This is a genomic window from Streptomyces sp. NBC_01198 (assembly GCF_036010485.1).
GTDB lineage: Bacteria > Actinomycetota > Actinomycetes > Streptomycetales > Streptomycetaceae > Actinacidiphila.
Genome location: NZ_CP108568.1, coordinates 5,990,246 through 6,012,637, shown reverse-complemented (window position 1 = coordinate 6,012,637; position 22,392 = coordinate 5,990,246). Strand labels below are relative to the sequence as shown.

Here is a 22,392-nt window from a genome sequence, read left to right as displayed (position 1 = left end):
GAAACCCGGGAGTCGGCCAAAGCTACTGGCTCGAAAGGGATTGCGGGCGCCTACATGCACCGGTTAAGTTCCCCCGGATGCCTGCCAACCCCAGCCCTCTGACGGACCCCACCGCCGAGGATCTCCGCGCCTGGTACCGGGTGCAGTCCGCCGCGCTCGCGCACGACCGGCCGGGAGAGCCGGTGCCTTCGCAGGCCGCGGTGCGGGCGGGGCTGACCGCCACCGGCAGCCGCCGGCGGCTGGTGCTGTGGCTGCTGCGCGGCTCCGGCGACGACCCGGTGGCCACCGCGGCCCTGCGGCTGCCCGACGCCCCGGACGGCGAGCCGGCCGGCGGCCCCGCCGAGATCCAGCTGACCGTCCACCCGGCCCACCGCAGGCTCGGCACCGGCTCCCGGCTGCTCGCCACCGTCACCGAGGCCGCCACCGACGCGGGCTGCGGCAGCCTGGCCGCCGAGGCCGTCTCCGGCACCCCCGGCGAGGGCTTCCTCGCGACCCGCGACTTCCTCCCCGTGACGCGGCTGACCTGGCAGCGGCTCGCGCTCGACGAGATCCCCGGGCAGGTCGGCAAGCTCCCCGAGGTCCCGCACCCCGGCTACCGCCTGACCGCGTGGGAGGGCGCCGTCCCCGACGCCCTCACCGACGCCTTCGTCAGCGCCCTGCGAGCCCTGCCGGCCCCGCCGGAGGCCACCGGGACCCTCGGCGAGCCGCGCTGGGACCCGGCCGGCGTCCACGAGACGGCCGAACTCGCCGCCCGCCGCGGCGACCGCCTGCTGACGGTGGCCGCGCTCCACGACGACGGCGAGGTCGTCGGCTACACCACCGTCCTGCTCCCCGGCGACGGCGCCCGCCGCGCCCACCAGTACGACACCGCGGTCGTCCCGGCCCACCGCGGCCACGGGCTCGGCCTGTGGATGACCTCCGAGATGCTGCGCAGGCTGCCCGCCGCGCAACCGGACCTCGCCGAGATCCACACCGGCGTCCCCGACGACAACCGGCAACTGCTCGCGGTGAACACCGCCCTGGGCTACCGCCCGCTGCACCGCTCCGTCCGCTACCGCCTGCGGCTGCGCAGGCGCTGAGCCGTCCGGGGTACGCCGGGCGGCGGGTGTGCGTAACGACACGGACGCTTACGGCGGACAGGGCGTGCACCGGCGCGCGGCAACCGGGAAGCTGTACGGGTGATGGACGAGACGCAGTTCTGGGAGATCGTCGACAGTACGCGCGAGGCCGCGGGCGGCGATCCGGAGGACCATGCCGACCTGCTCGTCGAGCGTCTTGCCCAGCTCGACCCGGACGCGGTGATCGACTTCGCGCGGCACTTCGAGACCCGCTTCATCCGGGCCTTCCGCTGGGACCTGTGGGGCGCCGCCGACATCATGCTGGGCGGTGCGGACGAGGAGTCCTTCGACTACTTCCGCTGCTGGCTCATCGGCCAGGGCAGGCACGTCTTCGAGGGCGCCCTGCACTCCCCCGACGACCTGGCCTTCCTGGTGCCGGACTTCGACCCGGAGTCCGACGGGGACGCGGAGGACCTGGGCTACGCGGCGGACGAGGCCTACGAGCAGCTGACCGCCGTCCGCCTCCCCGACCTCGGCCTCCCCCACGAGGAGCAGCCCGAGGGCGACCCCCTCGACTTCGACAACGAGCCCACGATGTCGGCGCGCTTCCCTGAACTCTGGTCCCGCTTCACCTGACCCCCTCCGGGGGTCCGCCCCCGGCGCCGCTGCCCGGCCCCCACCGGCCGTCCTGTGGCGTTGGGCCGCCACCACCCCGCGGGGGCGCGTGGGGGCACCCCCTTGCCGAAGGGGAGCCCCCCACCCCCGGCGCCGGGGGTGGGGGCCCGGATGCAGCAACGGCGCGCCCCCGTGGGCGCATGGCGCGGGTCGCCGGGCCCGGGGAGAGGGAAGATGGCGGCATGCGTATTGCCGTCACCGGTGCGTCCGGTCTGATCGGGTCCGCCCTCACGACCTCCCTGGGCGCGGACGGCCATGACGTCGTCCGCCTCGTCAGGCGGGAGCCGCAGCACCCCGGGGAGGCCCGGTGGGACCCGCAGCGCCGGGCGCTGGACCCCGGCGTGCTGGCCGGCTGCCAGGCCGTCGTGCACCTGGCGGGCGCCGGCGTCGGGGACCGCCGGTGGACGGACGCGCGCAAGAAGGAGCTGTACGACAGCCGCATCCTGGGCACCGCCACCATCACCGCGGCGGTCGCGGGGATGGACACGCCGCCCGAAGTCCTGCTGTGCGGCAGCGCGATCGGCTACTACGGCGACACCGGGAACGACTGGGTCGACGAGGACAGCCCGCCCGGCACCGGGTTCCTGGCGGACCTGGTCCGGGACTGGGAAGCGGCGGCGGAGCCGGCCGCCGCGGCCGGCGTCCGTACCGCATTCGCCCGTACCGGGCTGGTCGTGGCCCGGCACGGCGGCGCGTGGGGCCGGCTCTTCCCGCTGTTCAAGGCAGGACTCGGCGGCCGGCTCGGCAACGGCAGGCAGTTCTGGAGCTTCATCTCGCTGCACGACGAGATCGCCGCGATGCGGCACATCCTCGATACCCCGGCGCTGTCCGGCCCGGTCAACCTGACCGCGCCGGAGCCGCTGATGAACCGCGAGGTCACCGCGGCCATGGGCCGCGCCCTGCACCGGCCGACGCTCGCCACCGTCCCGGCGCCTGCGCTGCGCCTCGCGCTGGGCGAATTCGCCGGGGACGTGCTGGGCAGCCAGCGGGTGCGGCCCAAGCGGCTGCTCGAGTCCCGCTTCACGTACGCCTTCCCCGAGGTCGACCAGGCGATCGGCGCGGCGTTGCGTACCGGATAAGGCTCGGATAAGGCCCGGACAAGGCCGGATCGGACCGGTTGCGACCGCATCAGTTGCCTTTGATGAGGGCATGACCCTTACCAGCGTTCTGCGCCCCGCGCTTCGCGTGGATTGCGCCGACGCCGACACGAGCGGGGAGTCGGCCCGACCTCGGGGAGGGGAATCGTGCTTCTACCAGCACGCCGCAAGACCACGGCAGCGCCCGTGGACGTCATCGTGATCGGAGCCGGGCCGGCCGGCCTGGCGGCCGCGCACCACCTGCTCGACGCGGGCCTGACGGTGACCGTCCTGGAAGCGGCGGAGAGGGTGGGCGGCCGGATGGCCACCGACCAGGTCGCCGGCTTCCGGCTGGACCGCAGGCCGCAACTGCTCAACACCTCCTACCCCGAACTGCACCGCACCGCCGGCCTGCGCGGCCTGCCGCTGGCGCCGCTCGCCCCCGGCGCGCTGGTCCGGGCCGGCGGCCGCGGCTACCGCGTCGGGGACCAGCGCGGCGCGCGGACGGCGTTCGGCTCCACGCTGGACCGCGCGCGGCTCACCGCCACGCTCAACCGGCTCGCCGGCACCCCGGACGTACGGCTCGCCGCCCGCCCGGAGACGACAGCCGCGAAGGCGCTGTGCGGGCGCGGCTTCGCGCCGCGTACGGTCGAGGGCTTCCTGCGGCCGCTGCTGGCCGCGCTGCTGTGCGACCCGGAGCTGCAGACCTCGAGCCGGGCCGCGGACCTGGTGCTGCGCGGTTTCGCCCGCGGCCGCACCTGCCTGCCGGCCGGCGGCGCCGCCCGCCTGCCCGAGCACCTCGCCGCGACCCTCCCGCCGGGCACCGTACGGCTGGGTACGCGCGCGGTGCGGGTCGCGGTCAGCAGTGTCGGGACGGCCGACGGTGCCGAACTGCCCTGCCGGGCCGTGCTCGTGGCGACCGGGGCGCGGGCCGCCGCGGAACTGCTGCCCGGGCTGCGGGTGCCGGCCTTCCACCAGGTCACCGTCTTCCACCACACGGCCCCGGTGGGGCCGTTGCGCGAACCGGTGCTGGTGCTCGACGTGGACCGGCTCGGGCCGGTCTCGCACTCGCTGCCGGCCGGCGCGGTCGATCCGGCCAGGGCGCCGGCCGGGCGGCCGCTCATCAGCTCCGTGGTGCTGGGGCCGCCGCCGGACGGCGAGTCCGACAAGTCGGTGCGGGCGCATCTGGCGGAGCTGTACGAGGTGAGCACCGACGAGTGGGAGCTGCTCGGGATCCACACCGACCCCGAGGCGGTCGCGGCGATGCCCGCGCCGCACGACCTCCGCCGCCCCGTCCGGGTCCTGCACGGCCTCTACGTCTGCGGCTCGCACCGCACCACCAGCACCCTCCAGGGCGCCCTCCACTCGGCGCGCCGCGCGGCCACCGCCCTCCTGCACGACACGGCCCGCCTCCCCACCCCCTATTCGGCGGCGGCCTGACCGGTCCGAGGAGCCCCGCGCCCCCGGGAAGCCCCGGGGGCGCGGGGCCCACGGACGTCCGACCGGCGCAGGCCGGTGCCTGAAGCTCACGGATGGCGCACGGGACACGGGGACCCTCACCGGGTCAAGGGCTCAGAGGACGAAGCCGGCGGCGTGTGCCCGGGTGAGGAAGGCGCGGACGGGGGCGGCGTCACGGTACGGATCGAGTCGGCGGACGAAGTCGCGGGCGTAGTCCGCGGCGCGGGCCGAGCGCAGGTCCGCGGCCTGGCGGACGACCTCGGACCCCAGCGCGCAGGCCGCGTCGACCTCGCCGAGCGAGAGCCGGGCCGAGGCGAGGACCGTCCGGCAGAACAGCCGGCTCCGCGCGTAGCCGGGCGCGCGCAGCTGCAGCGACCGCTCGGCCGCGTGCACAGCCGCCCGGTACTGCTGCAGGTCGCGGTGGCAGTGGGCGAACTCGTCGGCGAGCTGCGCCTCGTCGAAGAAGCGCGCCCAGGACGGCAGTTCGTCGCCGGGACCGGCGGCCGCGAAAGCGCGCTCGGCCCGCGAGAGCGCCGCCGTGCAGGCCCGGCCCTCGCCGAGCAGCCCCTGCCCGCGCGCCTCGGCCGCGTGCATCAGCGCCTGCACGGCGGCCGGCGCCCCGGTGCCGATGCCCTGCTGGGCGACCCGCGCCAGCTGGACGGCCTCGCGCCCGTGCCCGAGGTGGACGGCCTGGCGGCTCATCGTCACCAGCACGTAGCCGCCGAAGACCCGGTCGCCGGCCGCCTGGGCGAGCCGCAGCGCCTGGACGAAGTAGCGCTGGGCCAGCCCGTGCGCCCCGATGTCGTACGAGGTCCAGCCGGCCAGCCGGGTCAGGTCGGCGACCGAGGCGAACAGCTGCCGGCCCTGCGCCTCCCCGTAGCTGCCGCGCAGCATCGGCTCGGCCTCGTGCTCCAGGTAGCGGATGAGGGCCTGGCGGGCGTGGCCGCCGCCGTAGGCGTGGTCGAGGGTGCGGAAGAGGTCGCCGACGGCCCGCAGCGCCGCCACGTCACCGGCTCCGACCCGCCCCACGCCGGCCGCGGCGGCGGCGGCCTGCGGGGCGGGGCGTAAGCCCTGGGCGTCCCGCGCGCTGGTGCCGCGGCTCTGGGCGGGCACCCGCGCCGCGCCCTTGCGGGTGACCGTCCGGTCCGGCGAGCCGATCAGCCAGTCCCTGCTGGGCACGACGAGCCCGGCCGGGCTGAACGCGATCTTGCGCAGCTCGGCCTGGTTCCCGGTGTCCTTGCGCCACAGTCCGCTGACGATGTCGACCGCCTCGGCCGCGCTGGCGGCGTATTCGAGGCCCGCGTAGACCGGCGCGCACGCGTCGAGGCCCAGGTCCTGCGCGGACAGCCGGCGGCCGAGCCGCTGGGTGAAGACCTCGGCGATCAGCGCCGGGGAGGTGCCGCGCGGCTGCTGGCCGCGCAGCCAGCGGGTCACGGACGTCTTGTCGTAGCGCAGGTCGAGGCCGTGTTCCTGGCCGAGCCGGTCGACCCGGCGGGCGAGGCCGGCGTGCGAGAAGCCGGCTTCCGCGATGAGGGCGGCGAGCCGGGTGTTCCGCCGGTGCGGCCGCCCGGCGGCGGGGGTCTCGGTCGGGGCGGCGGGCGCACCGGACGGCGCGCCGGACGGCGTGTCGGCGGGCGCGCCGGACGGCGTCTCGGCGGCCGTGCCCGCGGGCGGAGGGGCGGGCACGTCGGCGGGCGTCGCGTCCGGTGCGCCGGCCGGCTCCTCGGGTCGTTCGTCCGGCCCGGCGGCCGGGCCGTCGGGGGGTCCGTTCGGGGTTCGCTGCGTGGCACGGTCCGTCATCGGCGGTGCGGCCCACTTCCTCTGCAGGGTCTTCAGATCGGCGCGAATGTAACGGTCAGCGGCGCACAGCTCGCCGCAAGAGCTGCATATTCGTCCGATTGAGCGACAACACTCACCATTGCCGGGTAAGCCGTCCGCACCGGTGCAAGTCACCGTGGTATGGCACCGCCCGGGGCGGACCGGCGTGCGCCGCCGCCGTACAGTTGCAGGGGCGTATCAGCACAGCAGAGGAGTCGTCGTCGTGAGTGAGCTGCAGTTCGTTCACCTGGGTTTCGGGGCTGACGCCGTGGAGTACGGGGAGGCGTGGCAGCGGCAGCGCACCGTGCACGCGGCCCGGTTCGCCGACGAGATCCCCGACACGTGCCTGCTGCTGGAACACCCGCCGGTCTACACCGCGGGGCGGCGTACGGCCGACAGCGAGCGCCCGCTGGACGGCACCCCGGTGGTGGACGTGGACCGCGGCGGCAAGATCACCTGGCACGGCCCCGGCCAGCTGGTGGGCTACCCGATCCTGAAGCTGCCCCGCCCGGTCGACGTCGTCGCCCATGTGCGCCGGCTGGAGGACGCGCTGATCCTGACGGCGGCGGAGTTCGGCCTGGAGACCAGCCGGGTGGAGGGCCGCTCCGGCGTGTGGGTGCTGGGCGACCCGGTGGAGACCCGCCCTGGCGGCCTGACCCTGGACTTCGACCCGCGCCTGGCCGACGAGGAGTTCGACCCGCGGCTGAACGGCCCGCAGTACGCCCCGTCCAACGCCGGGCAGCGCCGGGAGGACCGCAAGCTCGCGGCGATCGGCATCAGGGTGGCGAAGGGCGTGACGATGCACGGCTTCGCGCTGAACTGCAACCCGGACACCACCTGGTACGACCGGATCGTGCCGTGCGGCATCCGGGACGCCGGGGTGACGTCGCTGTCGGAGGAGCTGGGCCGGGACATCGGCATCGCCGAGGCGCTGCCGGTGGTTACCAAGCACCTCACCGCGGTGCTGGCCGCGGCCGTCCCGCTCCCCCGGGCCGTCTAGGAATTCCGGGGCGTACCCTGGCGTTTACCGAAGAATCTAAGCCGTAGGCACAATCTCAGCTTTAGGGAGCCGGTCGTGTCCGCTATCGCACCCGACGGACGCAAGATGCTGCGCCTGGAGGTCCGCAACAGCCAGACCCCCATCGAGCGCAAGCCCGAGTGGATCAAGACCCGGGCGAAAATGGGTCCCGAGTACACCCAGATGCAGAAGCTCGTCAAAGGCGAGGGCCTGCACACGGTGTGCCAGGAGGCCGGCTGTCCCAACATCTACGAGTGCTGGGAGGACCGCGAGGCGACCTTCCTCATCGGCGGCGACCAGTGCACCAGGCGCTGCGACTTCTGCCAGATCGACACCGGCAAGCCGCAGGCGCTGGACCGCGACGAGCCGCGCCGGGTGGGCGAGTCCGTGGTCACCATGGACCTGAACTACGCCACGATCACCGGTGTGGCACGGGACGACCTGGCGGACGGCGGCGCGTGGCTGTACGCCGAGACCGTCCGGCAGATCCACGCCATGACCGCCGGCCGGTCCACCGGACGGACCAAGGTCGAGCTGCTGATCCCCGACTTCAACGCCGAGCCCGCGCAGCTCGCCGAGGTCTTCGGCGCCCGCCCCGAGGTGCTGGCACACAACGTCGAGACGGTGCCGCGGATCTTCAAGCGCATCCGCCCCGGTTTCCGCTACGAGCGCTCCCTCGACGTCATCACCCGGGCGCGGGAGGCGGGCCTGGTCACCAAGTCCAACCTGATCCTGGGCATGGGCGAGGAGCGCGAGGAGATCAGCCAGGCGCTGCACGACCTGCACGACGCCGGCTGCGAGCTGATCACCATCACGCAGTACCTGCGGCCCTCGGTGCGGCACCACCCGGTGGAGCGGTGGGTCAAGCCCGCCGAGTTCGTGGAGCTGAAGGAGGAGGCGGAGGAGATCGGCTACGCGGGCGTGATGTCCGGGCCGCTGGTCCGCTCGTCCTACCGCGCCGGCCGGCTGTTCCAGCAGGCCGTGGACCGCCGCCAGGAGCTGGGCGCGGCGCAGTCGGTGTGACGGCCGTGAGGGGATGTGAATCCCCTCACCCGGCCGTACCGGGCTGCCGGAAGAGTGACCTGGCGGGGCGGTGCGCAGGCGGTACCGAGGCTTTCATGTGAGATTGACCGGGTGGTCACCGGCTGGTAACACGTTGTGGCGAGCCTGGTTCCATTGCAGTGCCCTTCCGGTTCGTCTCGTTGCCTTTGCGCTCGTTGCCTTGAGGGGGACGTCATGCCGTCCGAGTCGGTCCACGCCCGTCCGTATCTCCAGCTGCCCACGCACACCCCGGTCGCCGGGGCGCTGCGTGCTGTCGAATCCTTTCTGCTGCGCGGCGGGCAGCAGACCGCCCGGCGCAACGCCTGGGCGTCGGTCGTCGCCGACCGGCAGCGCGCCAAGGACCGCAGGGAGGCGGAGTTCGAGCTCGCCGCCCTGCTGACCGGCGCGCGCGGGGACGCAGTACGGGACTGACGCCCGGCGGGTGGCCGCGGTGACGGGTGACCGGGCGGCCACGTATCCTTTGCCCCATGGCGAGGAAGGAAACATCCGAGAACCCTGGGCGACTGGCACAGATCGTTCAGACCTACAAGATGACCAGGCAGGCCGACTCCAAGATCGGGCTTGTCATTGCGGCTGTGGGAATCGTCACCTTCGGTGTCATCCTCGCCATCGGCTTCTTGATCGACCATCCCATCTGGGCCGGAATCCTGGGATTCCTGCTGGGCCTCCTCGCGATGGCGGTGGTCTTCGGCCGCCGCGCCGAGCGGGCCGCCTTCGGCCAGCTGGAGGGCAAGCCGGGCGCGGCAGCAGCCGTACTGCAGAACGTTGGCCGCGGCTGGACGGTGACGCCGGCGGTGGGCATGAACAAGAGCCAGGACGTCGTGCACCGCGCGGTCGGCAAGGCCGGTGTGGTGCTGGTAGGCGAGGGCAACCCGAACCGGGTCAAGGGCCTGCTGGCCAACGAGAAGCGGAAGGTGGCCCGGGTCGTCTACGACGTGCCGGTGCACGTCTTCATCGCCGGCAACGGCGAGGGCGAGCTGCCCCTCAAGAAGCTGCGCGCCACGTTGCTGCGGCTCCCCCGGACGCTGAGCGGCCCGAAGACCACCGAGGTCAACGACCGGCTGAAGTCGCTGGGCGACCTGATGTCGAACATGCCGATCCCGAAGGGCCCCATGCCGCGGGGCATGCGGATGCCGAAGGGCCGCTGAGCAGGTCGAAGGAAGGGCGCCCCCGCGCGGGGGCGCCCTTTTTCGCGCCGTTCGCCGTGAACCGGTGACTCGCTGGCCGTTGGACCCGCCGGCCCGGTTCAGATGCGGACCTGGACCGCCTTGACGGCCTTGTCGTGCAGGCCGCGCGTGTCGCGGTCCCAGACGACGGCCGGAACGACCAGGATGAGCAGCAGCGTGCGCAGCGCGGCGCCGACCGGGCTGAGCCGGCCGCCGTCCACCTGCACGACACGGGTGCGCATGATCATCTTTCCGGGCGTGCTGCCGACCAGGCCGAGGCTGATCACGCTCACCACGGCGAAGACGACGAGTGCCCAGTTGTTCGCCTGGTGCAGATCACGGTGCGCGATCAGACCGTATGCGATCAGCACGCTCAGAACCCAGTCGACGAACAGCGCCGCGATCCGCCTGCCGACCGACGCGATGGATCCGGGGCCGTGCTCGGGCAGTCCGAGCCGCTCCCCCCGGTAGCCGAACTCCGCGCCCATCTTCTCGGCGGCCGCGCGGGGCCCCGACAGCCACGATCCCATTACTTCCCTGTTGTCCACCTGTCCACGGTAACCCCCGTACGGCCCAGCCCCACCGGGTGGGGACCACCCCTCCCGCGCCGCGGTTAACGTCTGCGAAACAAATGGGTCATGCTGGAGAAACCCCTGATCCCTATGGTCAGGGCAGTGTGCGCCACCACACTGGCCGCGCATCTCGATCGCCAACCCGACCCGCGGGGCCGGGCCTAGGAGGAGTTGGATGTTCCAGAACGCCGACGAAGTCAACAGGTTCATCTCGGACGAGGACGTCAAGTTCGTCGACGTCCGCTTCTGCGACCTGCCCGGTGTGATGCAGCACTTCACCGTACCGGTCTCGTCGTTCGACCCGGCCGAGGAACTGGCCTTCGACGGCTCGTCCATCCGCGGCTTCCAGGCGATCCACGAGTCGGACATGGCGCTGCGCGCCGACCTGTCCACGGCTCGCGTCGACGCGTTCCGCAAGGACAAGACGCTCAACATCAACTTCTTCATCCACGACCCGATCACCGGCGAGCAGTACAGCCGTGACCCGCGGAACGTGGCGAAGAAGGCCGAGGCGTACCTGACGTCCACCGGCATCGCGGACACCGCGTACTTCGGCCCGGAGGCGGAGTTCTACGTCTTCGACAACGTGCGCTTCCAGACCTCGGCGAACGAGTCCTTCTACCACATCGACTCCGAGGCCGGCGCCTGGAACACCGGCTCGATGGAGAACAACCGCGGCTACAAGGTCCGCTACAAGGGCGGCTACTTCCCCGCCCCGCCGGTCGACCACTTCGCCGACCTGCGCGCCGAGATCAGCCTCGAACTCGAAGCGGCCGGCCTCCAGGTCGAGCGCCAGCACCACGAGGTGGGCACCGCGGGCCAGGCCGAGATCAACTACAAGTTCAACACGCTGCTGGCCGCCGCCGACGACCTGATGCTCTTCAAGTACATCGTGAAGAACGTCGCCTGGCGCAACGGCAAGACCGCGACCTTCATGCCCAAGCCGATCTTCGGTGACAACGGCTCCGGCATGCACGTCCACCAGTCGCTGTGGCAGGGCGGCACCCCGCTCTTCTACGACGAGCAGGGCTACGCGGGCCTGTCCGACACCGCCCGCTACTACATCGGCGGGATCCTCAAGCACGCCCCGTCCCTGCTGGCCTTCACCAACCCGACGGTGAACTCCTACCACCGCCTGGTCCCCGGCTTCGAGGCCCCGGTCAACCTGGTCTACTCGCAGCGCAACCGCTCCGCCGCGATGCGCATCCCGATCACCGGGTCCAACCCCAAGGCCAAGCGCGTCGAGTTCCGCGCGCCCGACCCGTCCTCGAACCCCTACCTCGCCTTCTCCGCCCTGCTGCTGGCGGGCCTGGACGGCGTGAAGAACAAGATCGAGCCGGCCGAGCCGATCGACAAGGACCTCTACGAGCTCGCCCCCGAAGAGCACGCGAGCGTCCCCCAGGTCCCGACCTCCCTCCCGGCCGTCCTCACCGCCCTGGAGAACGACAACGAGTACCTCCAGGCCGGCGGCGTCTTCACCGCGGACCTGATCGAGACCTGGATCGACTTCAAGCGCACCAACGAGATCGCCCCGATCCAGCTGCGCCCGCACCCGCACGAGTTCGAGCTGTACTTCGACATCTAGGAAGACCCCAGGTCAGGGCGGGTTTCCGCTCCCCTGGGCCGTCTGTGGGCCGTGGGCCGTCGCTTCCCCTCCGGGAGCGACGGCCCACGGCCTTATCTGTTGCGGAAGATTCGGGGCGGTGAAATTAACAGCGGGACGAATGTTGCTGGACTACTAATTCAGCCTCACGTTGGAAGCCTGAGGCAAGGTAGGCTAGACTTTTAGGTAGCGATGCGGACCTAAACGGGGTGGGGATGAACGCCAGGACGGCAGAGCCGGTGCTGTGGACGATCGGCCTCGGCGACGTGGTGAAGCGCACCGATCTTCACGAGCGCTACGGCGGGCGTCGTCAGGGTGGCATCGGCCCCTCCCGCGTGTCAGCAAACGTCCTCCTTTTCACTGACCCAGCCAAGGGCCACAAGCACGGCTACTTCGACGGTTGGGGCGAGGACGGCTGCTACCACTACGCGGGCGAGGGACAAGTCGGCGACCAGAAGATGACTCAGGGCAACCTGGCGATCCTGAAGCATCGGCAAGAACGCCGCACTCTGCGCCTCTTCAAGGGTGTCGCTTCCGGCATGTGTCAGTACCTCGGCGAGTTCACGCTTCCTGACGAGCAGCCCTGGTATCGCACTGACGCGCCGGAGACGAACGGTGGTCCCATTCGCAGCGTGATCATGTTCCGTCTGCAACCTGTCTCAGCCGAGGAACCGGTGGGAACGCAACTCCCCCACACACCCAGCGCCGAGCCCGAGGTAGAGCTGATAGACGTCGAAACTCAGCACACTGAGCGGATGTTGGTGGACCCGTCGCGTGAGCCGTACGAAGCTGAGCGGGTTGAGGCGAGGCTGGTTCGCGCTTTTGCCGAATACCTTCGACTGCTCGGTCGCTCGGTCGGTCGCCACCGGATCGCCCCCGCAGGCGTCGCGAAGCAGTTGCTGACGGATCTCTACGACACCACAACCAATCGTCTGTACGAGGCGAAGGGCTCGGTCTCCCGGGAAGCGATTCGCATGGCAATCGGACAACTGTTCGACTACTCCCGTTTCTTGCCTCGCCCGACGCTGGGACTACTCGTCCCGTCTCGGCCAGAGGACGATCTACTTGATCTGTGCAATCAGCTACAGATCACTATCGTGTGGCCTGAGGGAGACGGATACGCATCCACAGAAGCGGTCTAGCCGCTGGCACTCACTGTGCCCAAGACGTGGAGCAGGCCACCCGCGGCGCCTGGTAACGAAGCGGGTGGCCCCTGCTCACAGCCCTTGACAGAGACAGGAGCTTCTTCAGTATGTCCGAAAACTCGGACGGACGCGTAGCGCTGGTGGTACAGGCCAGCTCGTACGGCCTCACGCTAGTGGTTGGCCTGGTGCTGGTTCTGTGTGGGAAGACGACGCCGCTTGAAGCGTCGGCATACGTTTCCCCCTTCCTCATGACCATCCAGAAGGCCAACGCCGCGCCGGATCCTAAGCAGGCAGCGCGACGGAGGTCTGAGAGTCAGAAGTAGCACCGCTGGCTCCAGTGAGAATCACAAGTCCACGCGATTCTTACTGGAGCCGCGGGACCGGCTCGTCAACTTGTCGGAGCAGCAGGGCCACGCAGGGCGTCGTCAATGGCCTTACGTGCGCGGTCCTGGCTGTTTGGCATGAGGTGCGTGTAGGTCCGCAGAGTGAATCCCGGGTCTGAGTGCCCCAGGTACTCGGCGAGGGCCTTGATGTTCTCACCGGCATCCAGCAGCACGGACGCGTAGTAGTGCCGAAGCGCGTGCATGCCGTGCTCTCGCGACTCCTTGAACCTCTCGCCCGGCTGGCGCTCAGGGATGACGCCAGCGGAGACCAGAGCAGGCTTCCACAGGTACATGTTGAAGTAGTTCCTGTTGAGGGCCTTTCGCTCGCGTGAGTAGAACAAGAGCGTGGCGGTCACGGGAGGACCATCAGGGGTCTTCCACGGCAGAGTGACCTCCACCGGCGGGCGCCGGGTGATGTGGGCGGCGAGCTCGTACGAGACCACGTCCGGTAGAGGTACGTCCCGCAGCTTGCCGCCTTTGGGCGGAGCAAAGACTAGGTGCGAGCTGACCATCTTCACCTGCCGGACGACGTGCACGACGCCGGCAACGAAGTCCACCTCATCGACTGCGAGCCCGAATATCTCGCCCTGCCGTAGACCACATCCCGCGCCGGTATCCACGATCGTGGCGTACTGGGCCGGAAGGCCTTGCTGCACCGAGAGGACACGCTCGCGCGTCCAGGGCCTGAGCTTCCGAGGGTCCAGCTTCGGTGCCTTGACGGAGCCGGCACGGCAGGGGTTCCGAGCGATGATGCCGTCATCGACGGCAGCGGTGAACACGGCAGACACGTTCGCGAAGATGACGCGCTGGTAGGAAGACGCGATGCTGGAGTCTTTGAGCGCGCGAGCCCACGTACGGACGTTCCCCGGCTGGAAGGCGCTCAGGGAACGCGACCCGATGTGCGGGAAGGCGTGAAGCCGGAACCGCAACTCCATGGCCGCGATGGTGGACACGTCCGTGGTCTGCGACGCGAGCCACTGCGTCGCGTACTGCTGGAATGTGACCCTGCCCGCGGCCGGGTCCGCGTACTGGCCGCGGGTCATGTCTGCTGCGATCTGCGCGAGCCAAGCCTCGGCCAGACGCTTCTGCTTGTCAGGAAAGGAGCGGCTGCGCTCCGTCCCATCGGGCGCGACGTACCTGGCCCGGTAGCGCATACCGGTGCCGTAGCGATCGGTTTTGACGCGGACGGTCTTGCCATCCGGAACAGTCTCGGTTTTGTACCAGCGGTCTTGGATGTGCCCTGCCATGCGATGTCCCTTGGCGTGGAAGGGGGACGGCCACGGTGTGGCCGCCCCCAGGTTGAGCGCGGGTGCGTTGGTCAGGCTGCGGTGTCGGCGACCGCGCGTTCGTTGACCCACTGCCGTACGGCCGCAGGGTCGTATCGGAGGTGCTTGCCGACGCGGAATCCAGGCGGGCCGGTGCGCTTCTTACGCCACTGGTAGACGGTCTCCAGCGGCACGGCGAGAAGGTCGGCGAGGTCTGCGGGGGTGAGGTAGCGGTCCGGAAGACCGGATCGCAGGGTGCTGCGCGGGTCGGTGGTTGAGGTAGCCACACGTCCTCCCGAGAGGGGTAGCCGCCACAGAAACCACGAAATACACAGAAACCCGGGGCCGGGTCGCTGACCTGCGGGGACGGCGGGTCCGGTGGCCGTGGGGCGTGCTGCCACAGAAACCCGCGGAAGTCCCACAGAAATAAGGGCGGCCGGTCCGGCGCGGTGGGTGCCGGCTGGGCGCGGGGTATTTGTGTGGGACTTCCGCGGGTTTCTGTGGCGACGGGCGTCCGGCCGTGAGGGGGCGCGTCTGCGCAGGTCAGGGCCGCATGGCTGGGTTTTCGTGTATTTCGTGGTTTCTGTGGCGGGGGTCAGGCTTCGGGGTCGGTCAGGTAGGGGTGCACGAGGTAGCGGGGGGAGGGCGGCCGGCCGCGGGTGCCGGTGCGGACCACGGGCAGCGGTCTCAGGTAGCCGTGGTCTTCGAGGAGGCTCAGTGGGCCGTCGAGGTCGGCGGCGGTGGGGAAGTCGGAGCGGGAGAGCTTGACCATGAGGTCGCGTTTGCTGACTTCGGGCCACAGGTTCGCCTTGAGAGCGTCCAGGACGGCACGGGCGCGCTCCGCGGTCTCGTTGGCGCCCATGCGGTCGAACACCGCGAGGGCGTGGCCGGCGAAATAGTCGGCGAGCGTGATGGCCGCGGCCATGGTGTCGGCGGTGACCGGTTGGCTGTGGCCGCGGTCGAGGTGTTCGGCCAGGTGCAGCAGGCCGGCGATGCGGACCGCCGCGCCGTGGAGCTTGGAGGCCCAATCGGAGATGTGCGTCATGGACCCGCCGCGGGGGTTGAGCTTGGGCTCCATGCGGTCCTGGAAGCGCTGGACCGCCACATCCGCTTCGGGGGTGAGCTGCAGGACGGCGGGGTCCGTCCAGTCGGCCATGGCCAGAGTGAGCGCGATGACGTTCCGCTCGTACACGGCGGCGACGGCGTCGGGTACCGGGTCGGGCAGGGTCTTGCGGTAGCCGAGGGTGGATTCCGGCAGGGAGTACAGGAACCTGCCGAGCAGCCCTTTGCCTTTGGCGCCTTTGATGCGGCCGATGTCGTCCAGAACGGTCGGCTGCACGGACAGGCCCATGGTGAGTGCGGGGTGGTCGATATATTCGCGGCGGGTCTGCCGGTTGACCCGCAGCCGGTCGCCGGCGTGGCCTTTGAGGAATGGCCCCATGTTGGGGGCACCGGAGTAGCGGCCGGCGATGATGTCGAAGATCTCGCCTTCCGCGGACATGACGGCGATGCGTCCACCCTGGTCGGCCATGAGGGACGTGATGGTCTCCGCGGTGGCGTCGTCGGCGAGCAGTTGCGGTTCGGCGGGGATGGCGAGGGTGTCGGCCTGCTGGGCCATTCCGACCGCTTCGGAGATCAGCGCGTCCCGGCTGGTGCCGGATGCCGAGGATGCTTTCGTGGCGGCTTTGTCGGCTGCCTCGCGGGCGAGTTTGCTGGTGAGCGTGGCTTCGATGATGGCCGGCGCTGCCCGCTCTTTGAGTTGCTTCTCCGCCTCATAGAGCGGGTCGGTCATCGCGGCGAACACCGCGGATTTGCGGTTGCCGGGAGGCAGCGCGCACACGGTGAACAGGTTCGTGGGCTCCCGCCAGCGTCCGCGGACGTGGACGACAGCACGGCCACCGGCCGCGGTCGCGAGTACCGCCAGCGCCACGCATCCGGCGAGGTCTACGGGGGTCTGCGTTTCCTCCGCCACGGCGGTGGTGAAGTCCCGCAGCCATCCGGGCAGTGCGGTGGTGGGGAAGTCCGGGAGCTCCCGGCGCTGTTTGAGCGGTACCGGGTCGTCCCACGGTGCATCGGCCGAGACCGTATCGGGGGCGTCAACGGCGGGGAATGCCGCCCACAGGTCTTCCGGGCTGTCCACAGGCTGTGCGGTCATGAGGTGTGCCTCCCTTCCGGGACGCGGGCGGTGCGGATCAGGGCGACAGGCTGAAAGGACGCCCTACGGGCGGCGCCTTGCCGGCCGCCCACGGCCGCCACGACTTCCGCGGGTCGGGCGACGCACGGCCGGTTGTCAGCGGGGGTGGGGAGGCATTTCAGTGGGGGGTTGCCGGGGGCAGTCATGCGTGTTCCCGCGGTTTGCAGTGCGCGATGGACCAGTTCAGTGCACTGCGCAGGGTCGAGCGGCACTGGTAGGACGGCAGTCCGGTGGACTCGGCCCCCCACTGAAATGCCCGCTCTACCTCGCTGCGGTCCAGGTCGCCCCAGGCCACGAACCGGCCCATCTTGCGCGCTGCTTCGAACAGCGTCCGTTCGCGGTCTCCCTCGGTCGCCGTTGCGACGGCAGCCTGTTCCCGCTCGAACGCAGCCCGGGCAACAGCGCTTGCGCGGGCGGGTGTTCGCAAGGTCGGCCCCACCGTGGTCCCCTGTGGGGCTTCTGAGAGGCTTTGCAGCCATTCAGGGAGGTTTGCAACGGGCGAGTCGACCGCGACCGTGTACGGGCCGTGTGGCGTCCGGCTGCCGGGGGCGACGACGTAGCCGCCCCATGCGCGTGTGTCGATTTTCGGGGCGAGGCGGCCGGTGCTGCTGGGCAGCCGCACACCCTTGGGGGTGGTGAAGTACAGGTGCTCCCCACCGCTGGGAGTCTCGATCCGGCGGGTGCGCGGCACCGGCTGCCCTGCGCGCTCGCAGAGCGCTAGGAAGCTGGTCGCGCCGTCAGGCGTGTCCGGTGAGTCCGTGGGCTTGAGGAGATCCAGGTCCACCACGAGTAGTCCGGCAGGGCCGGTGGCGATGCCGACGTTGTAGGCGCCGGTTGCCCAGCAGCGTTCGATGCGCTCGGGGTTGGTGGTGGCGCGCTGTTCGAATTTGCGGTGCCCGCCGGCGCAGTCCCCGGTTCGGGGGCATCGGGTCTCACCGTGCAGGGCCGGCGGCTTGTCTCCGGGGCGCAGCGGGAAAACGGGCCAGCCGCGGCCGGCGGCATCCAGCGCTGCATAGAGCAGCGCGCTTCGGGTCTGTTGGGTCATGCTGGGGGGTGCTCCTGTTCCTTCCGAGGGACGGAGAGGGAAACCGGGACGGCCGCGGTCTTTGGCGAGAGAGCGGCCGTCCCGGGCGTATCTACAGGTCGGTCAGGGCGTCGGTGGGGATCTCGTACACGTCCGCGTAGTCGGTGACGCCGTCGTAGAAGCCGGGCCGGTAGTGGACGTAGGCGACGATCAGGCCGGCGCCGGTCCGGTCGGTGGTGGTGTAGACGTTCACGGCGTCGAACGTCTTGTGGCGGTTGCGGCGGGCGGCGCGGACGGTGACGGCCACTTCGAGCGCTGGCATGCGGTGGGCGGAGTGCCGCAGCTCTCCGGGCACGCAGGTGGTGAGGCTGTGGGCGACGGCCTTGCGGGGGTGGTTGGTGTACACGGTGTGGTTTCTCCGTTCGAGCTCGGGCGTGGGACGATCGACACGCACGGTCACGCCGCTTCTCCGCTACTCAGGGGCGGTTGCTGCCAGGGCGGCATGGCGGCCAGCGTGCGAGTTCGCCACTGGAGTGCGTAGGGCAGGCAGTTGGCGCAGTTCTTGTGGGTGGTGTGGCCGGGCATCGGGGGTCGGTGTCGGGCGTGGGTGGACCAGGCCAGGGAGTCTGCGGATGCCATGAGGTGGCCGACGCGCTGTAGGCCGAGGGTTTTGAAGCCGAAGCCGTGGAGCTTGAGGCCGTATCCGGCGAGGGTGGTGACGATGGCGGCGCCCTCGCGGGTGGACTGCCGGCGGCACACCGACCCCAGGCCGACTACGGGTTCCTGAGTCAGGTCGATGCCCTGCCGGGCGTACAGGTCAACGCACCTGTCGTAGTCCGGGAGCTCCCAGCCCTGCACCACCGGAACAATCGGCAGGTCCGGCGCCAACTCCCGCAAGTGCAGGTAGTTGGCGACGGTCCGGCGCTGGTGCTCGGTGACGCTCAGATGGGTCCCGACGAAGTGCTGTCCGCCGAACGTCCCGCCGTGAACGATGGCGGGTTCGCACATCCAGTCCTGCGGCGCTGCCCAGTCGAACGGGCCTACCTCGTCGCGGATGCGCCGCAGGTCCTCGACGTAGTCGCGGGGGGTGGTGGTCCACGCCCCGTGGCGTTGGAGGATGGTGAAGCCACCAGAGTCGATGGCGTATCGGCCGGTCGCCCGCGGCATGGTGCGGGCGGTGCGTATCCCGAAGTGCTCGAACTTCAGGAACAGCGGCACCTCGGTGCGCTCTACCCATCGCCGTTTGTGGGTGGTGAGGTAGAACCTCACGCCGCGTCCTTGTGGCCGCTGGCCGGGAGCTCCGGCAGCCCACTGCCGGCCAGTGCAGTGGGGTCGAAGCCGGGCAGGCCGGCGCGGGCGGTGATGGCCGCGGCCAGGGCGTTGGCGTACGCAGCGCCTTCCCGGGCGGTTTCGACCTGCGCGCGGGCGCGGATGACTTCCACGGTCTCGATGTGCCGTTGTGTCTCGCGGCGGTCGGTGGTGGCGTGCTCGTATGCGGTCGCTTCGCGGTGGTCGGTGCGCCAGTGGCGGTGTGCCAGGACGTAGGCGAGCACGGTGGCCACCGACCAGAGCAGCAACGGCAGCGGCAGGGCGTCGGTGTAGGCGGCCACGCCGGCGAGTGCGAAGCTGCCGGCGGCGGTGAAGCCGACCGCAGCAGCGACCGGTTCACCGTTCTCACCGCGGGCGAGAGCGTTGCCGGCGAACGCGGCGCCCACGGCGAGCACGCCCATGATGGTGGCGTCGCCGATGCTGTGTTCGGCGCCGTTGGCGTTCCACAGTCGGGCCAGGATCAGCACGGTTGACGTGGCGATGACGGGTGCGGCTTTGGGTGCGGTGTCGGCGAGCCAGTGACAGTGCACGATCGGCGGGTTGCCGGTCGGCGGGTTCGTCTCGTGCATGGGGGGGTTCTCCGTTCCCGTTCAGCGCATCTGTGCGATGGTCTGCGCGACGCTGGCCATGAGTTGGTTGATGGGCTTGGCGCCGCCGCTGCTGGCGGCGTAGAAGCCGAAGAGGAAGACCACAACGGCGCCGCCGAAGGACGTGGCGCGGGAGCGGACGGCGACGTACGACGCGATGCCGAAGAGCAGCAGCGCGGAGACGGACAGGATCACGGGCGCTCTCCCTGGTTCGGGCGGAACGGACGGGCGGGGGTGGTGGGCCGGTTGCCGCGGTCGTAGGTGCGGCGCCAGGCGTTGTAGAGGTGGCGTCCGCGGCGTATGCGGATGCCGTGGCCGTCGCAGCGGCGGCAGTCCTTGCCGCGCCTGGCCTTGCCGCGGCGGGTGTAGGTGATCGCGTGGCCCATGCCGTCGCACTTGCGGCAGCGTGCGAACGGCTGGCCCGCGCACACAGCGGCGTAACCGAGTGTGACGGTGGCGAGGAAGGCGCTAGCGAGCGCGAGGAGGGTCATGAAGGGTCTCCAGGGCTGGTTTCCGGGGTTTGCGCAGGTCAATCGCTAGACGCTAGCGACCTGCTCAGGGGTGCGTTGGGTCGCTAGCGAGGTCGCTAGGTCTAGCGACGTTGCTCGCTAGACCTAGCGACGGTTCGGGCTACTTGCCGACCCGATTCTTGTTACGCACAGTGATAGCGTCGATGATGTGCTGACGCTCGATCCCCCGGCGGTTGGCGCCCTTACCGGCCTCGGTCTTGCCCCACACCTGGTCGGTGGTGATGCCGTACGGCTTGAGGGCAGCCGCCAACTGGTCGGCCTTGGCGCGCCCTTCAAGGGCTGCCCAGTCTCCGTACGCGGCGGGGTTGAGCACCGCGAGGCGGTCCACGATGGTCTCGGACCACACCTTGGCCTCGGCCTTGCCCAGCACCATCGCCACGTCATCCAGCACCGCATCCGCGGCGCGCACGGTGGCCACCTCGCCGGCCGCGTCGCCCGACAGCGTGCCCTCATCGGCCCGCAGGGCATTCGCGCGAGTCAGGACCACTTCGGCGTCACGGCCATCGGCCAAGTAGGTGCGCACGATCCCGGCGTCATCCGACATGCCCTTGAGGATGCCGACGCCCTTGTGGGACTTCAGCAGCCGAGAGGCGTCCAGCCCTTCGGAGTACGCGCCCGCACCTAGCACCACATCGGAGACCTGCCACGAGCCGACCCGCAGGGAGAACCGGGCCTGGCACTGGTCGCGCAGCTTGGACGGGCAGGCGGTGTCGTCCGGCTTCTGCGTGCTGAGCATGACGGCCACGCCGACCGCGGGGGCGACGCGGGCGAGGTAGACCAGCAGGTCAAGGATGACCGGCCCGTAGACGGGGTGCTGAAGGTACTCCTGCACCTCATCGATCACCACGAGGGTGAGCGGCATGTTCAGCTTCCTGTCCCGGGACAGCTCCGGGGTGAGCTTGCCTTCCGGGCAGATGTGCAGCGGCAGTTCGGACAGGCGGTGGTAGCGGTCCTCCACATCGGCTTTCAGCTCTTCCAGGGAGCTGACCAGGTGCTCTACCGGGTCGATGCCGTTGCGGGGCACGATGCCGAAGCCAATCCGGTGCGCGACCAGGGCGAACTTCCGCCAGTCCGGCGACGCCTTCCCGTCGAACACGATCAGCCGCACGAACGGGTCCAGGGCCGCGGCCAGCGCGATCGTCCGCGCGCTGAACGTCTTGCCCTGCCGCGGCACCGCACCGACCAACATGGACATCCACAGCATGGTGGCCATGACCGGGTTGCCCCGCTCATCGACACCCCACGGGAACGGCTTCCAGAAGTCCACCCGAGTCGCCCCCAGCAGCGGCGACTTCCCCGCCGGCACCGCCAGCGGGTCACGGTCCGCGATCCACATCGACACCCGCCGCTCACTGGACAGATCCGGGTCCAGGAACAGTTGGGTGGCGGCGATGTCGATACCCGACGCCAACGCACCGCGCTTGCCCAGCGCGTCCCTGAAGGACTTGCCGTAGGGCAGATCCACGATGACGCGCCACCCGTCGCCGTCACGGCCGATCGGCCGCGGGAAGGCAATCCCGGTGTCCTTGCCGGTCAGACCGGCCGCGGCGAACGCGCGGGTGATGATGTCCGAGGACAGTTTCCGCTTGCGGAACGTCACCTTCGCCCGGTCGATCAGCGGCCGATCCGCCGGAGCTCCCGCCACACCCAACGTCGTCGTCAGCGTGGCAACGGCGACCAGCAGCAGCCACGACGGCGCCATCACCCAGAAGACGAGCGCGGCGGTCAGGCCGACCAGACCCGCGACGCTGGCGAGGATGCCCCGCAACCGCACCCGGGCGTCACGCTGCCGGGACAGCTTCAGGTATTCGCCGGCGTCTTCCGCGGCAACGGCGGCCAGTCGCAGCGCCTTGCCCTCGTTGTCGAACACCCAGTGCCCGGCCGCGGTGGACCAGCGCCACGCGCCGCGGGGGGCGTAGGCGAGCAGCTTGGGCGTGTAGATGCACGGCAGGCGCACCGCGTGATACCCGACCACGGTGCCGTAGTGCCGGACGGCCCACTTGCGGACAGCCGCACGCTGGTCGGGCAGCTTGACCCAGTCGGGAAGGACCGGCTGACGGGCCTTGTCGTGCTCGGCCATCCACTCACTGATCGAGGGCGGATACACGGTGACCGGCGGGTCGACCGGGTCACCCTCGGATGCCGCGCCGTCTTCATCAGCGTCGGTGTCGTCGGGAAGGTCGGCCTGCCACTCACCGGGCTTGACCTCACCCGGCTCCAACGGGTCCGGCGCCGCGGCATCCGGCTTCTTGAGCGGGAACGGCAGCACGGCTGCCGTCGAACGGTCGTCCGAGTCGGTCTGCGGGGGCCGGTGGTCCGGCTCGTCAAAGTCGTTGATCTCAGACACGGTTGGTCTGCTCCTCTTCTCAAGGTCAGGGGCGAACAGCGGTGTCCGGCCGCGTGCTGGCAGGCAGGGGCGGCCGGACATC

General features: G+C 70.6%; 22 protein-coding genes. 10 read left to right on the top strand and 12 right to left on the bottom strand.

The annotated features are described in order from the left end of the window. Window positions 1-77 precede the first annotated feature (77 nt). The 4 genes from OG702_RS26770 to OG702_RS26755 all read left to right on the top strand — a co-directional run bounded on the left by OG702_RS26770 (window position 78) and on the right by OG702_RS26755 (window position 4,249). Window positions 78-1,079: a GNAT family N-acetyltransferase gene (locus tag OG702_RS26770; protein WP_327291493.1), complete on the top strand. Its 1,002-nt coding sequence runs from the start codon at window positions 78-80 to the stop codon at window positions 1,077-1,079. A gap of 102 nt (window positions 1,080-1,181) precedes the next feature. Further along, the gene (locus OG702_RS26765) at window positions 1,182-1,694 is read left to right on the top strand and encodes a DUF4240 domain-containing protein (protein ID WP_327291492.1); all 513 of its coding nucleotides are present in this window, start codon (window positions 1,182-1,184) and stop codon (window positions 1,692-1,694) included. 221 nt (window positions 1,695-1,915) lie between these two features. Next, complete coding sequence (locus OG702_RS26760; protein ID WP_327291491.1) at window positions 1,916-2,812, top strand: TIGR01777 family oxidoreductase; 897 nt, start codon at window positions 1,916-1,918, stop codon at window positions 2,810-2,812. Between the two features lie 165 nt (window positions 2,813-2,977). Next, the gene (locus OG702_RS26755; RefSeq protein WP_327291490.1) at window positions 2,978-4,249 is read left to right on the top strand and encodes an NAD(P)/FAD-dependent oxidoreductase; all 1,272 of its coding nucleotides are present in this window, start codon (window positions 2,978-2,980) and stop codon (window positions 4,247-4,249) included. A 132-nt stretch (window positions 4,250-4,381) separates the two neighbouring features. On the opposite strand, the gene OG702_RS26750 is transcribed toward OG702_RS26755, so the two are convergent. Continuing rightward, a complete protein-coding gene (locus tag OG702_RS26750; RefSeq protein ID WP_327291489.1) occupies window positions 4,382-6,067 on the bottom strand; it encodes a regulator in 1,686 nt (561 codons plus the stop codon). Between the two features lie 241 nt (window positions 6,068-6,308). On the opposite strand from OG702_RS26750, the gene lipB reads away from it, so the two are divergent. The 4 genes from lipB to OG702_RS26730 all read left to right on the top strand — a co-directional run bounded on the left by lipB (window position 6,309) and on the right by OG702_RS26730 (window position 9,313). After that, window positions 6,309-7,085 carry a lipoyl(octanoyl) transferase LipB gene (gene lipB, locus OG702_RS26745; RefSeq protein WP_327291488.1) on the top strand — a complete coding sequence of 259 codons (777 nt, stop codon included), beginning with the start codon at window positions 6,309-6,311 and terminating at the stop codon, window positions 7,083-7,085. A gap of 75 nt (window positions 7,086-7,160) precedes the next feature. Next, complete coding sequence (gene lipA / locus OG702_RS26740) at window positions 7,161-8,126, top strand: lipoyl synthase (protein ID WP_327291487.1); 966 nt, start codon at window positions 7,161-7,163, stop codon at window positions 8,124-8,126. A 213-nt stretch (window positions 8,127-8,339) separates the two neighbouring features. Then, the gene (locus OG702_RS26735; protein WP_327291486.1) at window positions 8,340-8,576 is read left to right on the top strand and encodes a hypothetical protein; all 237 of its coding nucleotides are present in this window, start codon (window positions 8,340-8,342) and stop codon (window positions 8,574-8,576) included. Window positions 8,577-8,632: 56 nt separating this feature from the next. Further along, window positions 8,633-9,313: a DUF4191 domain-containing protein gene (locus OG702_RS26730; RefSeq protein ID WP_327291485.1), complete on the top strand. Its 681-nt coding sequence runs from the start codon at window positions 8,633-8,635 to the stop codon at window positions 9,311-9,313. A gap of 98 nt (window positions 9,314-9,411) precedes the next feature. Here the strand turns inward: OG702_RS26730 and OG702_RS26725 are convergent, their stop codons facing one another. After that, entirely contained in the window at window positions 9,412-9,879 is a 468-nt protein-coding gene (locus OG702_RS26725; RefSeq protein WP_327291484.1) for an RDD family protein, read from the bottom strand. Between the two features lie 199 nt (window positions 9,880-10,078). Here OG702_RS26725 and glnA point away from each other — a divergent pair, with 199 nt between their 5' ends. Continuing rightward, on the top strand, window positions 10,079-11,488 hold the full coding sequence (gene glnA / locus OG702_RS26720; protein ID WP_327291483.1) for a type I glutamate--ammonia ligase: 1,410 nt from the start codon (window positions 10,079-10,081) through the stop codon (window positions 11,486-11,488). Window positions 11,489-11,721: 233 nt separating this feature from the next. After that, window positions 11,722-12,648, top strand: a complete 927-nt coding sequence (locus tag OG702_RS26715) for a restriction endonuclease (RefSeq protein ID WP_327291482.1) — start codon at window positions 11,722-11,724, stop codon at window positions 12,646-12,648. Window positions 12,649-13,039: 391 nt separating this feature from the next. On the opposite strand, the gene OG702_RS26710 is transcribed toward OG702_RS26715, so the two are convergent. From OG702_RS26710 to OG702_RS26665, 10 genes are all read right to left on the bottom strand, one after another. Beyond that, window positions 13,040-14,281, bottom strand: a complete 1,242-nt coding sequence (locus tag OG702_RS26710) for a tyrosine-type recombinase/integrase (RefSeq protein ID WP_327291481.1) — start codon at window positions 14,279-14,281, stop codon at window positions 13,040-13,042. Between the two features lie 71 nt (window positions 14,282-14,352). Further along, complete coding sequence (locus OG702_RS26705; protein WP_327291480.1) at window positions 14,353-14,586, bottom strand: helix-turn-helix transcriptional regulator; 234 nt, start codon at window positions 14,584-14,586, stop codon at window positions 14,353-14,355. 308 nt (window positions 14,587-14,894) lie between these two features. Continuing rightward, the gene (locus OG702_RS26700) at window positions 14,895-16,454 is read right to left on the bottom strand and encodes a YfjI family protein (RefSeq protein ID WP_327291479.1); all 1,560 of its coding nucleotides are present in this window, start codon (window positions 16,452-16,454) and stop codon (window positions 14,895-14,897) included. Between the two features lie 181 nt (window positions 16,455-16,635). Beyond that, window positions 16,636-17,538: a bifunctional DNA primase/polymerase gene (locus OG702_RS26695; RefSeq protein ID WP_327291478.1), complete on the bottom strand. Its 903-nt coding sequence runs from the start codon at window positions 17,536-17,538 to the stop codon at window positions 16,636-16,638. Window positions 17,539-17,629: 91 nt separating this feature from the next. Continuing rightward, on the bottom strand, window positions 17,630-17,923 hold the full coding sequence (locus tag OG702_RS26690; protein WP_327291477.1) for a hypothetical protein: 294 nt from the start codon (window positions 17,921-17,923) through the stop codon (window positions 17,630-17,632). A 50-nt stretch (window positions 17,924-17,973) separates the two neighbouring features. Beyond that, window positions 17,974-18,786: a deazapurine DNA modification protein DpdA family protein gene (locus OG702_RS26685; protein ID WP_327291476.1), complete on the bottom strand. Its 813-nt coding sequence runs from the start codon at window positions 18,784-18,786 to the stop codon at window positions 17,974-17,976. Next, window positions 18,783-19,415: a hypothetical protein gene (locus OG702_RS26680; RefSeq protein ID WP_327291475.1), complete on the bottom strand. Its 633-nt coding sequence runs from the start codon at window positions 19,413-19,415 to the stop codon at window positions 18,783-18,785. The genes OG702_RS26685 and OG702_RS26680 overlap by 4 nt, the downstream gene beginning before the upstream one ends. Before the next feature lie 21 nt (window positions 19,416-19,436). Beyond that, the gene (locus OG702_RS26675; RefSeq protein ID WP_327291474.1) at window positions 19,437-19,628 is read right to left on the bottom strand and encodes a hypothetical protein; all 192 of its coding nucleotides are present in this window, start codon (window positions 19,626-19,628) and stop codon (window positions 19,437-19,439) included. After that, window positions 19,625-19,924, bottom strand: a complete 300-nt coding sequence (locus OG702_RS26670; RefSeq protein ID WP_327291473.1) for a hypothetical protein — start codon at window positions 19,922-19,924, stop codon at window positions 19,625-19,627. Before OG702_RS26670 ends, OG702_RS26675 begins: the two co-directional genes overlap by 4 nt. A gap of 139 nt (window positions 19,925-20,063) precedes the next feature. After that, a complete protein-coding gene (locus tag OG702_RS26665) occupies window positions 20,064-22,391 on the bottom strand; it encodes a cell division protein FtsK (protein ID WP_327291472.1) in 2,328 nt (775 codons plus the stop codon). Window position 22,392: the final 1 nt, after the last annotated feature.

Bases quoted from the DNA above. Each gene is read 5' to 3' on its own strand.
- OG702_RS26765 (WP_327291492.1), top strand. From the start codon at position 1,182: ATGGACGAGACGCAGTTCTGGGAGATCGTCGACAGTACGCGCGAGGCC.
- OG702_RS26770 (WP_327291493.1), top strand. From the start codon at position 78: ATGCCTGCCAACCCCAGCCCTCTGACGGACCCCACCGCCGAGGATCTC.
- glnA (WP_327291483.1), top strand. From the start codon at position 10,079: ATGTTCCAGAACGCCGACGAAGTCAACAGGTTCATCTCGGACGAGGAC.
- OG702_RS26760 (WP_327291491.1), top strand. From the start codon at position 1,916: ATGCGTATTGCCGTCACCGGTGCGTCCGGTCTGATCGGGTCCGCCCTC.
- OG702_RS26670 (WP_327291473.1), bottom strand. From the start codon at position 19,924: ATGACCCTCCTCGCGCTCGCTAGCGCCTTCCTCGCCACCGTCACACTC.
- OG702_RS26710 (WP_327291481.1), bottom strand. From the start codon at position 14,281: ATGGCAGGGCACATCCAAGACCGCTGGTACAAAACCGAGACTGTTCCG.
- OG702_RS26715 (WP_327291482.1), top strand. From the start codon at position 11,722: ATGAACGCCAGGACGGCAGAGCCGGTGCTGTGGACGATCGGCCTCGGC.
- OG702_RS26700 (WP_327291479.1), bottom strand. From the start codon at position 16,454: ATGACCGCACAGCCTGTGGACAGCCCGGAAGACCTGTGGGCGGCATTC.
- OG702_RS26680 (WP_327291475.1), bottom strand. From the start codon at position 19,415: ATGCACGAGACGAACCCGCCGACCGGCAACCCGCCGATCGTGCACTGT.
- OG702_RS26730 (WP_327291485.1), top strand. From the start codon at position 8,633: ATGGCGAGGAAGGAAACATCCGAGAACCCTGGGCGACTGGCACAGATC.
- OG702_RS26695 (WP_327291478.1), bottom strand. From the start codon at position 17,538: ATGACCCAACAGACCCGAAGCGCGCTGCTCTATGCAGCGCTGGATGCC.
- OG702_RS26665 (WP_327291472.1), bottom strand. From the start codon at position 22,391: ATGTCCGGCCGCCCCTGCCTGCCAGCACGCGGCCGGACACCGCTGTTC.
- OG702_RS26735 (WP_327291486.1), top strand. From the start codon at position 8,340: ATGCCGTCCGAGTCGGTCCACGCCCGTCCGTATCTCCAGCTGCCCACG.
- OG702_RS26750 (WP_327291489.1), bottom strand. From the start codon at position 6,067: ATGACGGACCGTGCCACGCAGCGAACCCCGAACGGACCCCCCGACGGC.